Source organism: Neopusillimonas maritima (assembly GCF_003576595.1).
Classification (GTDB): domain Bacteria; phylum Pseudomonadota; class Gammaproteobacteria; order Burkholderiales; family Burkholderiaceae_B; genus Neopusillimonas; species Neopusillimonas maritima.
On sequence record NZ_NQOU01000002.1, the window covers coordinates 623,982 to 637,720 of the forward strand.

Genomic DNA, 13,739 nt, shown 5'->3' on the forward strand with positions numbered 1-13,739 from the left:
TCTTATTTTTCCATCTAAAAACCTCCCTACTTAACGAGTTAATGTCCTCTTTGCCTATCCCACAGGAAGTCGCCCGCCGCCGCACTTTCGCCATTATTTCCCACCCCGATGCCGGTAAAACCACACTAACTGAAAAGCTTTTGCTGTTCGCGGGTGCCATTCAAATTGCCGGGGCGGTGAAGGGGCGAAAGTCTTCACGTCATGCGTCTTCCGATTGGATGGACATCGAAAAACAACGCGGCATTTCCGTGGCGTCGTCGGTCATGCAGATGGAATACCGCGACTGCGTCATCAACTTGCTCGACACCCCGGGCCACCAAGACTTTTCTGAAGACACCTACCGTGTGCTGACCGCCGTAGACGCCGCATTAATGGTTATTGACGGCGCCAACGGGGTTGAGCCGCAGACCATTCGATTGTTACAAGTGTGTCGCGCACGCAACACCCCCATTATCACCTTCGTCAACAAGTTCGACCGCGAAGTTCAGGAACCGCTGAACCTGCTTTCAGAAATTGAAGACCATCTCGGGATGGATGCCATTCCGTTCTCGTGGCCGGTGGGTATGGGACGTCATTTCGGCGGTGTATTTGATATTCGACGCGACCGCATGCGTGTTTTCCGGGCAGGGGAAGAACGCCGTACCGAGAACGACGAGTTAATTGACGGTATTAACAACCCCGATATCGCCTCCCGTTTCGGCACGGATTTCGACAAGGCACGCGACGAGATCGATCTGATCACGGGCGCTGCGCCCCCTTTCGACCACGAGGCGTTTCTGGGCGGGCGTCAAACCCCCGTCTTTTTCGGCTCCGCGATTAATAATTTCGGTGTTCAGGAGGTGCTGGATGCGTTGGTGGACTTGGCCCCGCCACCCGGCCCACGCGAAGCACTGGAACGCAAGGTTCAGCCTGATGAAACCAAATTCAGCGGCGTGGTCTTCAAAGTTCAGGCCAATATGGATCCGGCCCACCGGGATCGCGTGGCTTTTGTGCGTGTCAGCTCGGGCGTTTTCAATCGCGGCATGCGCCTGAAAGTGGCCCGGACCGGCAAGGAAATTCGACTGAATAATGTGGTGTCGTTTTTATCACAGCGGCGCGAACTGGTTGAAGAAGCATTTGCCGGCGACGTGATCGGCATTCCCAACCACGGGGTGCTGCACCTGGGCGATGTGCTAACCGAAGGGGAAAAGCTCCAATTTACCGGCTTGCCGTTCTTTGCGCCGGAACTGTTTCAGGCCGTTGAGGTCAAAGACCCTTTGCGCACCAAGCAATTGCGTACCGGGCTCACGCAACTGGGCGAAGAAGGCGCTATCCAGGTATTCCGACCCGTCGCAGCAGGGGGCGCATTGTTGTTGGGCGCCATCGGTCAACTTCAGTTCGAAGTGGTGGCACAACGATTGAAGTCGGAATACGGAGTCGACGCCCGAATGATGCCATCGCGCTACAACCTGGCTCGCTGGGTCACCGCGCCCGATAGTAAAACTTTGCAAAAGTTTCTCGACAGCAATGCCGCTAATATTGCCTATGATGTGGTCGAAGCGCCCGCCTTCCTGGCCAGCTCACCCGCGCAATTGCGTGTCGTTCAAGAGCTCTACCCCGATGTCACCTTCCACGCGATGCGTGAACACGGCGGTCAGGTTTTCTCAACCTGACACACGGTATTTCGCTCAACGCTTTATACTTGGAATCGTGTTTCATAACCCGAGGGTTTAAATGTCCTGGCGAATCATGTTCGCAATTCTGCTGGTCCTGGCGGGCGCCTCAGCCTGGGGCGGCCTGCGCCTGGGCGAATGGCTGGTTGCCCATGGGCCAACCGCTGCCGCAGCACCGGGTCGGCCTGAACTGGCGCCGGTTGAAGTGCTCGATGCCGACGGGCGCCCATTCTCGCAACAACCTCCTCAGCCGCTGGTGAACGGACAACTGGCCATTCCGCAGGGCGTAGAACCTGTGCCTTGGCAAATTGCAGAAAAAGCGGCGGGCGAGACCTTGGCCAGTGAAGTAATTGCGGTGTCAACAAACCCTATTACGATGGTTGAAGCAGAACAAATTGCCGCCATAGAGCAAGGCCGACTTTCGGGCATTGGCGATGTGGGCGACCTGATGTCGAACCTGGGCACGCAAAGCGGCAATATGCCGTTGCAACCGGTGGAAATGCCCGACCCCCCGCCGCCACCACCGGAAATACCCATGAATAGCACCGGTACCGGCCAGACCAACTGGCGAGCACAGCTGCAAGACGAACTGCAGCAATGCAACCTGGAAAGCTTTTTCGACCGCCCCAGTTGCACATGGGCGGCGCGCAACAAATACTGCACCCCAAACAACGCCTGGGGCCAAATAGAAGAATGTCCTTCCCGAAACTTTTAATTCCTAACAGGCCAGCTTCAAATACCAGCTCACCCCCACACAATTGGCGACGGCATAAAGAATAAATCATGGGCCTGAAAGCAATATTCAAAAACTGGGTTGACCGCTACTTTTCCGACGAAGAGGCAGTCATTCTGTTGGTTGTGCTGGTACTGGGCTTTGCTACGGTCATTTTATTCGGGCATATTCTGGCGCCTTTCTTAACCGCGCTGGTTATTGCTTTTTTGCTGCAGGGCGTTGTAAGTTGGCTTGAAAGACGGCGTGTTCCACACCTGCTGGCCGTTATTCTGGTGTTTGTGGGCTTCATTGGGTTATTGCTTACCCTTGCTTTTATATTATTGCCCTTAATTTGGGACCAGTTAGTTGGGTTGGTACAAGAAACGCCGCGCATATTTGCCAGCGGACAGCTTTTACTAGACAACCTGCAAAGCCGGTTTCCGCAGCTTATTACTCCCAACCAAATTCAAGAGTGGATATACGTAGCCGGGCGCGAAATAACCCAGTTCGGCCAACGTGCACTAACACTTTCGCTCTCATCTTTGGGTAACGTCCTGGCCTTGATTATTTATTTGGTTCTGGTGCCAATTCTGGTTTTCTTCTTGCTGAAAGACCGGCGCAAACTAATAGATTTTGTACTGTCCATGCTGCCAAAAAAGCGCACCTTAATGACGCGTATCTGGAACGAAATGGACGACCAAATTGCCAACTACATACGCGGCAAATTTATTGAAATTATTATTGTCGGCATTGTTTCTTTTATTACGTTCACCTTTTTTGGCTTGCCCTACTCAGCCTTGCTGGCGGTAGTTGTTGGATTTTCTGTACTGGTACCCTACATTGGCGCGGCCGTGGCCACGATACCAGTGGCCGCAGTAGCGGGATTTTACTTTGGGTTCAGTAACGAATTCATGTATGTACTTATTGCATACGGCATTATTCAGGCGCTTGATGGCAACGTACTGGCGCCCATCTTATTTTCCGAAACCAACAACATTCATCCCGTTTCTATTATTGTGGCGGTGCTATTTTTTGGCGGAATCTGGGGGTTTTGGGGCATTTTCTTCGCCATCCCACTCGCCACCCTTTTAAAAGCGCTAGTGTATGCCTGGCCCCGTGGGCTCCAGCATCAAAAACAACTGGAAACCGCTGAGTAGTGCAACGTTATTGTGCGTTGGGCCCGCCCAGGCGCCCGGTTTTAACGTAGCATTTTGCCCCTGTTTCGCCAGCCACAATTGAAGGATACCGGCCGGCAGGCAGCCGCACCCAGGCGCCTGCGGGGTAAAACGTGCTTGCGTCATTCAGACCGCCTTCCAGCACCAGTATCTCGGCGCCTTCAATCGCTTTTGTGAACAACGACGCGCCGGCATGCAAACGCGTTAGCTGCACGTTTTCCCGCGAGCCTATGTAAAGTTGGCAATATACGCGCTGGGGTTCACTGACCCAATTCGCAGGATCATTCGTGTTCAGGCGCACCATTTGCGTTTCATCGGCACCCATTTGCCAAAGTTTCACGAAAATCACCGCGCCCTCGCCACTGAAGGGCCGGTGCGACGAGCCAGGTGGACTGCGCAAATACCACCCCGCCGAATAATGATACGTATCTTCCGAATTACGATGATCTTCCGGACTAAGACCGTTCTTCGGCTTGCAGCTGTCGTCTTGCGTTAGGTTTCTTTCAGAAAACGTACCCGACAGTACCAGGATTTCTTCGCCCCCAGGGTGCGAATGGGTTGGAAAGTAAGACTCAGGCGCATACCGAACAATACTGGTTGCGCGTGCTTTTTCTTCACCTATGCGGTCAAGCATGACGCGCTCAACGCCCGGCTGAGGAGACGACCTCCATTCATATTCATCAGGCAAAACGCAGGCGGGTTCTGAGAAATCGGCATTAATCTGCATTTCTGTTCGTAAAGTTGGTTGGAAGTCGTAAGGTTGGCCGGGAAAAAAATGAAAAAGCCCCCCGAAGCAACATCAGAGAGCTTTTTACATGGCTACAGTTGAAAAACTTATTCTTCCATTTGGCTTTGCAAATAGTTCTGAACACCTACTTTTTCAACCAGTTCGATTTGAGTTTCAAGCCAATCGATATGTTCTTCGGTGTCGTCGAGGATTTCCTGCAACAAATCACGTGACACGTAATCGCGCACCGACTCGCAATAGGCGATGCCGTCTTTGATGGTTTCCTGAGCGCCCGATTCGAGCTTTAGATCGCACGACAACACTTCCGGCACGTTTTCGCCGATAAGCAACTTATGCAGGTCTTGAAGATTCGGCAAACCGTCGAGCATGAAAATGCGTTCGATGAGTTTGTCGGCGTGCTTCATTTCACCGATGGACTCGTCGTACTCGTGTTTGCCTAGTTTGTTGAAGCCCCAGTGATTCAGCATGCGCGCATGCAGAAAGTACTGGTTAATGGCGGTGAGTTCGTTTTTGAGTTGTTTATTCAGGTGCTGAATAACGGTGGCGTCGCCCTTCATGACGGTTCTCCTTGGCTTGCAAAACGTTAGATAACAAGCCTACCACGCCAGTGCGACTTTCGCACTAGCAGGAACCATAATTTAGCGCCTTTTTCAGGCGCGTCGGGCCACGACTTCCGTGAAGCCGGGGGGTAGAGCGGTGTCGTTCGCTGCTGCCTCGATGGTTTCAACCATATCGTGCACTGCGGGGTACGCAGCCTGGCGACCACCGGGCAGATACTCGGATGCGGTATCGGAGCAGCACCCACAGCACGACGCCACACCCAACTGGGCCTGGAGATCGGACATGGTATGAGCGCCTCCGGCAACCGCTTCGCGCACTTGCCGCTCGGTAATGGCGTTACAGATACAAATAAACATGAGAATAATTATCATCCATGTTTTTCTTCAACGCAAGCCCCTGCCCATTTTTTTTGTAACTGTTCTGCCACAAAAAATTACGCCCTTTTTAACCGCGCCTTCGCTTTACGCACAGACGCGGCATCGATGCCTTCTGCTTCACGGTACTTGGCCACTGTACGACGCGCTACATCAACCCCTTTTTCAGCCAGCAACTGGGCAATTTTATTGTCGGACAAGGGCTTCTGAGTGGATTCGGCACTGATGAGTTGTCGAATCATGGCACGCACCGCAGTGCCCGATGACGCCGGCGCCAAGCCGGCGCCGCCCAATGACGTCCCCAGAAAATACTTAAGCTCAAACACCCCCCAAGGCGTTTGGGCGTATTTGTTACGGGTGGCGCGCGATACGGTTGATTCGTGCATCTCGAGCGCGTCGGCAATATCCCGTAGAACCAGTGGCTGCATGGCTTGCGGCCCTTGCTCGAAAAAAGCCTGTTGATGCCGCACGATAAACTCCGCCACCCGAAGCACCGTTTCAAAGCGCTGAGCCACACTCTTCATCAAACCATGCGCTTGCTGAAGCTGAACCTGAAGTGCCGACGTGCTTTCGTCTGCCTTGTTTGACTGAAGCCATTGTTCATATTCGGGGTTCACCCTTAAACGCGGAAAAACAGCGGGGTTCAAACGAGCGTGCCATTGCTCTTCCACTTTACGCACAATCACTTCGGGCCGCACATAATCGGCCACACTTTGCGCCCAGGCGCGGCCCGGTTTGGGATTCAGGCTTAAAACCCATTTGTGCGCCGCCTGCAAAATAGTTTGCGACACGCCCAGCTGGTTTCGCAAACGGGTGAAATTACCCGCAGCAAGCATATCAAGATGCTCGCCCACCATTTGCATCGCGCAATCGAAAACATCGATCGGGTAGATGCTCTGCGTTTGTCGCAACTGAATTTGCAAACATTCCGCCACGCTTTGCCCTCCCACCCCCGGCGGATCAAACGATTGCAGTAAACGCAGCGCGGCAAGCATTTCCTCGCGAGAGACCAGGTGTGGGTCCTCGTCCTCATCATCGTTTTCGACGGCTGCCTGCGGCGCCTGATCTGCGCCGGGCGTGTCCTGGGGTTCGGGTACGCCCAAATGACCATTTATATACCCCACCACATCATCAATCGACACCGGCAACAAGCCATTTTCATCCAGTTCGTCGACCAGCAGCGTGACCAACACCTTGTCACGATCAGTGGCGCGCGTCACATTCAATTGCCCCAGCAGATGATCCCGCAAGGTTTCCACTGACCCAGCCTCGCGCGGTGCGTAATCATCGTCTTGGGAACGTTCCCCCATCGACGGCTGGGCACCATAATGCTCGGCTTCATCGAGATACGTATTATTGTCTTGCTGCGCACCGCCGTCGTCTTGCGACAACGGGCCCTCTTCCGCACTGGACGTGTCGGTGTCATACTGCCCCTCAAGCTCCAGCAGCGGGTTGTCAGTCAGCGCTTGCGCCACCTCAAGCTCGAGTTCTTGCGCCGATAGCTGCAAAAACCGAATTGATTGCTGCAATTGTGGCGTTAAAGCCAATTGCTGCTGCTGGCGTAACTGTATCGATTGTCGCGATTGCATAGGTAAAATAGCCCGCATGAAAACAGAATCCACCCACCAGCCCACGCGCCGCGATTTCTCTGCATTGCGTAACACCCTGTTGAAGCTCACCGCAACGCACAAAATCATTTGTACGGTTGTCGTCGTGGTCGTTGCCCTTGTGTGGTACTACCTGCTGCAACGCGTGGTTGCATTCGGCCACACGGTCGACTATACCGGTCTCGAGGTATTAGGTGGCCCCACCATTGAATTTTTGAATCGCTACAACCCCTATTTCTGGTGGGCATTGGTGGCGCTGTGCACGCTTATTATTGCCTATTTTCTAATTAACTTTGTGCGTGCAGGGCGCAAACGGGTCAATGCACAGGTGGTTACAACCAATACGATGCAATCCCTGGTTGCGCAATTGTCGGAACCCGCCAAAGACGTCCTGCGTTGGGTATGGGACAACCCGCGAGAACCCATTACTGTTGGCGATTTGCAACAAACGTCACGGGAGCTGCGCAACGGGCGTGCCCAAAAAATCGCTATTTCACGCGAACACGTGCAATTACTGGGGTCCCCCCCTGTCGACCCGCCCTGAAAAAGCTTGCAAATTCGGCATAAATATGGTCGACTATGGGTATGGATACCGTAACTTTTTCCTCTGCTGGCATTTCGGGTCGCGCTCACCGCGGCAGCCCGGTTGCGGCTACGGTTTCTCCTCTCTTCTCTCTGGCTCTACCCCTGCTACTACCGATCGGTTGTCGGGCCTAGCGCTATGTGGCAGTCCGGCAGCCGTTTGTGCCACGCCAAATTTTCTTCCCGAATCAAAATACAACCCGCTTGGTCAATCAAGCTTCCCTTCAAAATTTCGCGTCGGCTTTGTATCGACCCTTTGAAGGCAACGGGTTGTTGATTAAAGAAATAACCAGTTAATCAGTAGGTGTACCATGCTCTCGAATCCATCTGACAAATACCGCCCGTTTGTACCGTTCACACGTGACTTTTCAGAACGCACCTGGCCCAGCAAAAAAATTACGGCGCCCCCTATCTGGATGAGCACCGATCTGCGCGATGGCAACCAGTCACTCATCGAGCCCATGAGTGTCGAGCGCAAGCTGCGCTTTTTCGAACAATTGATCAAAATCGGTTTCAAGGAAATTGAAGTTGGTTTTCCATCGGCCTCGCAGACCGATTTTGATTTTGTCCGCAAGCTGGTTGAGGAGGATCGCATTCCCGACGACGTTAGCATTATTGTGCTGACCCAATCGCGCGAAGACTTGATTGCGCGTACGGTGGAAGCGGCTGCGGGCGCAAAGAAAGCCATTGTGCACTTGTACAACGCTTGTGCTCCGGCGTTCCGAAAGATTGTCTTCAGCATGACAAAAGACCAGGTCCGCGACTTGGCCGTTGCGGGTACCCGCATGGTGAAGGAATTCACCGCCAAGCACCCGGAAACTTACTGGCGTTACGAATATTCGCCCGAGGTTTTCAGCACCACGGAACCCGAATTCGCGCTTGAAGTGTGTAATGCCGTGGTTGAAGCATGGCAGCCTACGCCCGAGTCCACGATTATCCTGAACTTGCCGGCCACCATTGAGGCGACCACGCCGAATATGTATGCCGACCAAATTGAGTGGATCAGCAAAAACCTGAAGAACCGCGAAAGTATTGTCGTTAGCGTGCATCCGCACAACGACCGCGGCACAGCCGTTGCCGCTGCTGAATTAGCTGTAATGGCCGGCGCCGATCGAGTGGAAGGCTGCTTGTTCGGCAACGGCGAGCGTACCGGTAATGTGTGCCTCGTTACGTTGGCCTTGAACTTGTACACCCAGGGCATCCACCCCGGCCTCGACTTTTCCGACATCGACGAAGTGCGTCGCTGCGTAGAATATTGCAATCAATTGCCGGTTCACCCGCGCCACCCCTATGCGGGCGACCTGGTTTTCACCGCCTTCTCGGGCTCGCACCAAGACGCCATCAAGAAAGGGTTTGCCGTTCAGGACGCGGATGCCTTGTGGGAAGTGCCCTACCTGCCCATCGACCCGGCCGATGTGGGCCGCAATTATGACGCCGTCATTCGCGTGAACAGCCAATCGGGCAAAGGCGGGGTGTCGTACTTGCTTGAACAAGAACACGGCTTGGTATTGCCGCGCCGCTTGCAAATTGAATTCAGCCGCGCCATTCAACGCGTTACCGATGAAACCGGTCGTGAAGTCACGGCGGGCGATGTTCACGATTTGTTCCGTTCGGAATACCTTGACTTGGAACGCCCGTGGAAACTGGTGCGCCACCGCATCACCGGCGACCCCAGCGCCAAAACCGGCGAACACTTCGCTATTGAGGTCGAGCTTGAGCACAAAGGCAAGCTGGTGCAATTGAAAGGGCAGGGCGACGGCGCCATTTCCGCCTTTGTGAACGCATTGGGAGCCGACATTTCGATACTGGGCTACCACGAACACGCCATTGGCACCGGCACCGACACCCGGGCGGCATCTTATGTGGAGGTTCGCGTGGGTGAATCGATGCCCGGCTTCGGCGTGGGTATTCACGCTGATATTGTTACCGCCTCGTTCCTGGCTATTTTAAGTGCCGTTAACCGGCACGCAGCGCAAGAACAAGCCGCGCGAACCAAAGCGGCGGCGTAAAGCGTTAAGCCAGGCCTGGCCTGGCGTTACAACACAACCCGGTTCGGCCGCCTCAGGGCGGCCATTTTTATGCATTACCAGGTAGGCGCCGGTTCCCATGTGATGTCGGCCTTATGCTCGCGGCATAAACGCATCATGGCCAACAAGGGAAATGCCCGCTGGCGAAAGCTTACCGGCTGGGAAATGGGATGTTCTTTCGTATCGTTTTCCTCGCCATCGTCATCCTGGTACGACGTTGGCTCAAAAGACATGGTTTTTTCGATATTGGCAATGGCATCGTCAAGCTGCGCCGACGTAATCACCCCGCGCTCCGGCAGCGTATCGTAATGGCGCCCGGCAGCGCGTAATACATCGAGCGCATGGTTGCCGAACATAAGCACTTCGGCAGCCGGCTTGGCATGAAAGACAACTAGCATTTCGGTTTCTCCCAATAGATAGATTCATACACTACCCCAACTTTCATAACCTGCCAAGCGGCAAGATAACGGCTTGCACAGAACCACTCAGACAAGGGCTATGAAAGGCAGGCAGACACCATCACATGGCATCACCCAGTTGAAAGGCGCACGTTTTGCAGCAGCTATCACGACCCTTCTTTTGACGCTCACTGTTTTTACACCCAGGGTTACGGCGCAAAGCCAATGCATGCGACCGGGCACCGACGCCCCCTGCCTACCGGGCGGCCTTACCTCGGCCGTTCATACCGAACCTTCATTAAACTCAGGCGCAGGCAACCCAGTTCATTTGGCAACGGGCCACAAAATACACTTCGAGCGCGATGGGCCGTTCCGGCGCCACTACCATGCGAACAACCAAGGTCCCGGCAGTATCCTTGGGCCGGCATGGTCAATGGATTGGGAAACGCGCTTGAGCCTATCGTCCCATCACGCCACCATACGGCATGCTGACGCAAGCCGAACGCATTTCACCCGCCGGAACACCCATTCAGCGTACACAAGCCCGTACGGCAAGCTCGAGCAAACGAACGAAGGTTGGACATGGCAAGGCTTAAGCGGCCAAACTCTTGCGTTCAACCTTAACGGCCAACTGATTCGGTTGCGCAATGCACACGTCGAGCTTCACGTGCTGCGCCACCTGGAAAAGGGGCAGGCATTGTACGGGCTGGCGCACACCCTTGTTCTTAACGGCCGAAAAATCACACTGCAATATCGCTTTCTGGAAGGCCAACCACGTTTAAGCGCCATGCAAATGCCAACCGGCACCCTGCGTTACTTGTACACGCTTGCCGGTTACCAACGCATACCGCGGTTGCGCCAGGCTATTTTGCCCGATAGAACCGCCCACCGGTATCACTATGCTTTACATTCACCACCTCATTCCGGCGGCTTGGTCGGCATCGACAAAAAACAGGCGCCCAATACGCTTTTCAAACCGTGGCGACACTGGACACTTGACCATAACGGGCGGGTTAAATTGCTTGCCCTGCATCATTTGAGCCCAGCCAAAACCCATACGCAATACCTAACATTTCAATATGAAAGCGTTGCTGTACCGAGACGCACAGGCGTTACCAACGTGCAACAAGCCAACGGCCATCACACTCGCTTTCTTTTTCGCTGGGTTAATGGTCGGCCGCGGCTTCATGCAGTTAGCGGAGACCCCTGCCCGGGCTGCGCGGCACCCGGCACCCGCGCACAATACACACGGTACGGCGAACTCAAACAAATCAACGGACTACATATTTTCCGAAAGCCACAAGGGCAAATACGGCAATTAAATTCGCGCCAATCCGGATGGCCGAATCTGCAACTGCATTTCAATCGAAAAGGACAACTGCAACGGTGGTATTCATTGTTGACCGGCAACACCGTACTGAACCGAACACCAAACGGCTTGCCAAGCCGCCGCGTTTTCGCCAACGGCGATGTTTGGCACTACCACTACGACGGTGCCGGGCGGCCGGTAAACATCATCTCCTCGAGCCCAGGTAATAAACGCGTCACCACCGCGTTGCAATGGCGTGGAAATCTTTTAACTCACGTGCGTCACCCGAACGAAACCTTGCAATTTGAATACGATTTGCAGGGACGCCTTATTTCGCAAGAATCAACCCGCCCGGGCCAAGGAGCGGCGCTTATATTACGATCCCGGTTCGCCTACAACGAACAAAACCAACGTATTCGACACGCGCTGCCTGAAGGCGGCAACTTGCATTACACCTGGCGCGGAACGCAGTTGCAACGGCTTGTTTGGGAGAGTGCTCAAGGGCGCCGTTACGTTGTAGTGCAAGCACCACCCGTGCCCAACCAAACCGCCGGTTATCGCTACGGCAACGGGCTTCAAGCCTCCACCACAATCGGCCCCGGGTTTGCGCGCCAAAGCCTTCAGGCTGCCGCGGCAAACGGGAGTCGGCCGGTGGTTTGGCAACAAACTTACCGGCTGAATGCCCAAGGACAGGTTGTTGAAGAGGATATCGCCGGCGCCGAAATACGTCACCGGCGCTATCAGCACGACCAAAAGCAACGCCTGATCGGCGCCCTGCACATGACAGGCAACACGGCAAGCGATTTACATCACAGACAAACCCGCTGGTATGCCTGGCAAGACAGCGGTGCGCTTTTGGCCCACAAGCACTCCGGCGGCACACAGCACCCGCGTATCCAACGCGACGCCTCGGGGCTGCCGACGCAAATCAACCAAACCCCAGTTCGGTATGGCGCTGATCGACGCCTGAAAACCGTATTGACCACCCATCATATTCACTATCAACACGACGCATTCGGCCGGCTTATAAAGCGATACCGCTCGGGCCGCGACACAACCCCGACCCAGGCTTTCTGGTATCTCGACGGCCAACGCGTTGCCGAACGAAGTTCAAACAATGCGCACTCGTTACAGCCCCTATTGTCGCGCCGGTACCTTTATGTACACCACACCCCGGTTGGCTTCATTCAATACAGCCTCCGATATCCACAAGGCCGGCTTTACTTTATTCAAAGCGATCTCCTGGGCGCCCCCCGACTGGTGACGGATGCCAATCAGGAAATCATGTGGCTGGCCTCCTACTCACCTACCGGCCAGGCCAACGTGAAAATTGAGCGCCTGTCGCTCAACCTGCGCCTGCCCGGCCAACATGCCGACCCCGATACCGGTTGGCACGACAACCTGCATCGCACCTACGACCCGCAGGCCGGCCACTATCTGGAGCCCGACCCACTGGGGCCGTTTCCGGGCGGCGACGCATTAGGCTATGCCAGGCAACAACCACGCCGGTATATCGACCCATTGGGACTCATGCTATTCGCGTTCGACGGTACCCGTAATAATGCGCAAACACAAAGCAATGTATGGAAACTGGCCCAGCGTTATGAAGGCGGGCCGGTTTTTTACCAGTCGGGGCCCGGCAACCCATACGAAACCGATTGGGACGCGCTGACCGCCTATAGCGCACCTGACATTATCAACCGACAATGGCAGAATCTGTTGTCCGGCCTGGGCAACGCAACGCTAAGCCCCGACGATATGCGCCCCATCGACATTCTGGGCTATTCGCGCGGCAGTGCCATGGCCCGCCACTTCGCCAATCAGATCAGCCAGTACACCCTGAACAACCAGTTCTCATTTCACGACCCTTTACGCGGCCTGGTCTCCGCCTGTGTCGATTTGCGCTTTCTGGGCTTGTTCGACACGGTTGCCCAATTCGGCATCGGCGGTAGCCGCAACGACGAATTCAATATGACGATCGACGACAGTTGGCAATGGGTTGCCCATGCCATTGCCTTGCATGAGCACCGTTGGCTTTTCCCTCTCATGGTCGTGGGGCAAAACCATGCTTTGAATTCGGTTGAAGCGCCGTTTGTCGGCGCCCACGCCGATATCGGCGGCGGCATTGTGATTGATGAAAACGGGCAAAGTATCTCGCGCGGAGACTTATCGGACGTAAGTTTGAACTGGATGCTTTGGCAGGCCCGTGCAGCCAACCTGCAGTTCAGCGACTCGCTCGATGACGCAATCATTTCCAACCCCATTTTGCATGATGCGCGCAACCCCACCCTGCGCTCCGTTCAGAACGGTGATCGCCGCATTGAAAACGCCGACGGAACAAAACGCAACAACTACCAGGATCACGACCCGCGTCTGGGGCGTGTTACACGTGAACAGGTTGAGTCATTTATTCAGCGCCTGCCCAACTGGCGGCGCCAGGCAGGCAACGAAGTGGGGCAGGTCGACATGCAAGGCTATGCTTCCTGGCTCTACGATACCCTGGGCTGGCAGGCACCCGACACGACAACAGGGAACGTTTCACGCTATCATTGACCATTCGCGGTTTTTTGCCGCTTTTTGTTCAAATTTTTCTT

General features: G+C 54.8%; 11 protein-coding genes. 6 read left to right on the forward strand and 5 right to left on the reverse strand.

The genetic code is table 11. The features are described from left to right. Positions 1 to 50 precede the first annotated feature (50 nt). From CJO09_RS07945 to CJO09_RS07955, 3 genes are all read left to right on the forward strand, one after another. Complete coding sequence (locus tag CJO09_RS07945) at positions 51 to 1,652, forward strand: peptide chain release factor 3 (protein ID WP_119441994.1); 1,602 nt, start codon at positions 51 to 53, stop codon at positions 1,650 to 1,652. A 61-nt stretch (positions 1,653 to 1,713) separates the two neighbouring features. After that, positions 1,714 to 2,367, forward strand: a complete 654-nt coding sequence (locus CJO09_RS07950; RefSeq protein ID WP_119441872.1) for a hypothetical protein — start codon at positions 1,714 to 1,716, stop codon at positions 2,365 to 2,367. Between the two features lie 68 nt (positions 2,368 to 2,435). Continuing rightward, positions 2,436 to 3,521, forward strand: a complete 1,086-nt coding sequence (locus CJO09_RS07955) for an AI-2E family transporter (protein WP_119441873.1) — start codon at positions 2,436 to 2,438, stop codon at positions 3,519 to 3,521. A gap of 7 nt (positions 3,522 to 3,528) precedes the next feature. Here the strand turns inward: CJO09_RS07955 and CJO09_RS07960 are convergent, their stop codons facing one another. The 4 genes from CJO09_RS07960 to rpoN all read right to left on the reverse strand — a co-directional run bounded on the left by CJO09_RS07960 (position 3,529) and on the right by rpoN (position 6,829). Continuing rightward, positions 3,529 to 4,266, reverse strand: a complete 738-nt coding sequence (locus tag CJO09_RS07960) for a cupin domain-containing protein (protein ID WP_119441874.1) — start codon at positions 4,264 to 4,266, stop codon at positions 3,529 to 3,531. Between the two features lie 107 nt (positions 4,267 to 4,373). Then, on the reverse strand, positions 4,374 to 4,844 hold the full coding sequence (bfr, locus tag CJO09_RS07965) for a bacterioferritin (protein WP_114419126.1): 471 nt from the start codon (positions 4,842 to 4,844) through the stop codon (positions 4,374 to 4,376). A gap of 93 nt (positions 4,845 to 4,937) precedes the next feature. Then, positions 4,938 to 5,204, reverse strand: a complete 267-nt coding sequence (locus tag CJO09_RS07970) for a (2Fe-2S)-binding protein (protein WP_114419537.1) — start codon at positions 5,202 to 5,204, stop codon at positions 4,938 to 4,940. Positions 5,205 to 5,281: 77 nt separating this feature from the next. Next, complete coding sequence (rpoN, locus tag CJO09_RS07975) at positions 5,282 to 6,829, reverse strand: RNA polymerase factor sigma-54 (protein ID WP_245961264.1); 1,548 nt, start codon at positions 6,827 to 6,829, stop codon at positions 5,282 to 5,284. On the opposite strand from rpoN, the gene CJO09_RS07980 reads away from it, so the two are divergent. After that, positions 6,828 to 7,373, forward strand: a complete 546-nt coding sequence (locus CJO09_RS07980; protein WP_119441875.1) for a hypothetical protein — start codon at positions 6,828 to 6,830, stop codon at positions 7,371 to 7,373. The genes rpoN and CJO09_RS07980 overlap by 2 nt on opposite strands. A gap of 349 nt (positions 7,374 to 7,722) precedes the next feature. Next, positions 7,723 to 9,420: a 2-isopropylmalate synthase gene (gene leuA / locus CJO09_RS07985; protein WP_119441876.1), complete on the forward strand. Its 1,698-nt coding sequence runs from the start codon at positions 7,723 to 7,725 to the stop codon at positions 9,418 to 9,420. 74 nt (positions 9,421 to 9,494) lie between these two features. Here the strand turns inward: leuA and CJO09_RS07990 are convergent, their stop codons facing one another. Beyond that, a complete protein-coding gene (locus CJO09_RS07990) occupies positions 9,495 to 9,836 on the reverse strand; it encodes a DUF1840 domain-containing protein (protein WP_119441996.1) in 342 nt (113 codons plus the stop codon). A gap of 100 nt (positions 9,837 to 9,936) precedes the next feature. Here CJO09_RS07990 and CJO09_RS07995 point away from each other — a divergent pair, with 100 nt between their 5' ends. Further along, positions 9,937 to 13,698, forward strand: a complete 3,762-nt coding sequence (locus CJO09_RS07995; RefSeq protein WP_119441877.1) for a phospholipase effector Tle1 domain-containing protein — start codon at positions 9,937 to 9,939, stop codon at positions 13,696 to 13,698. Positions 13,699 to 13,739: the final 41 nt, after the last annotated feature.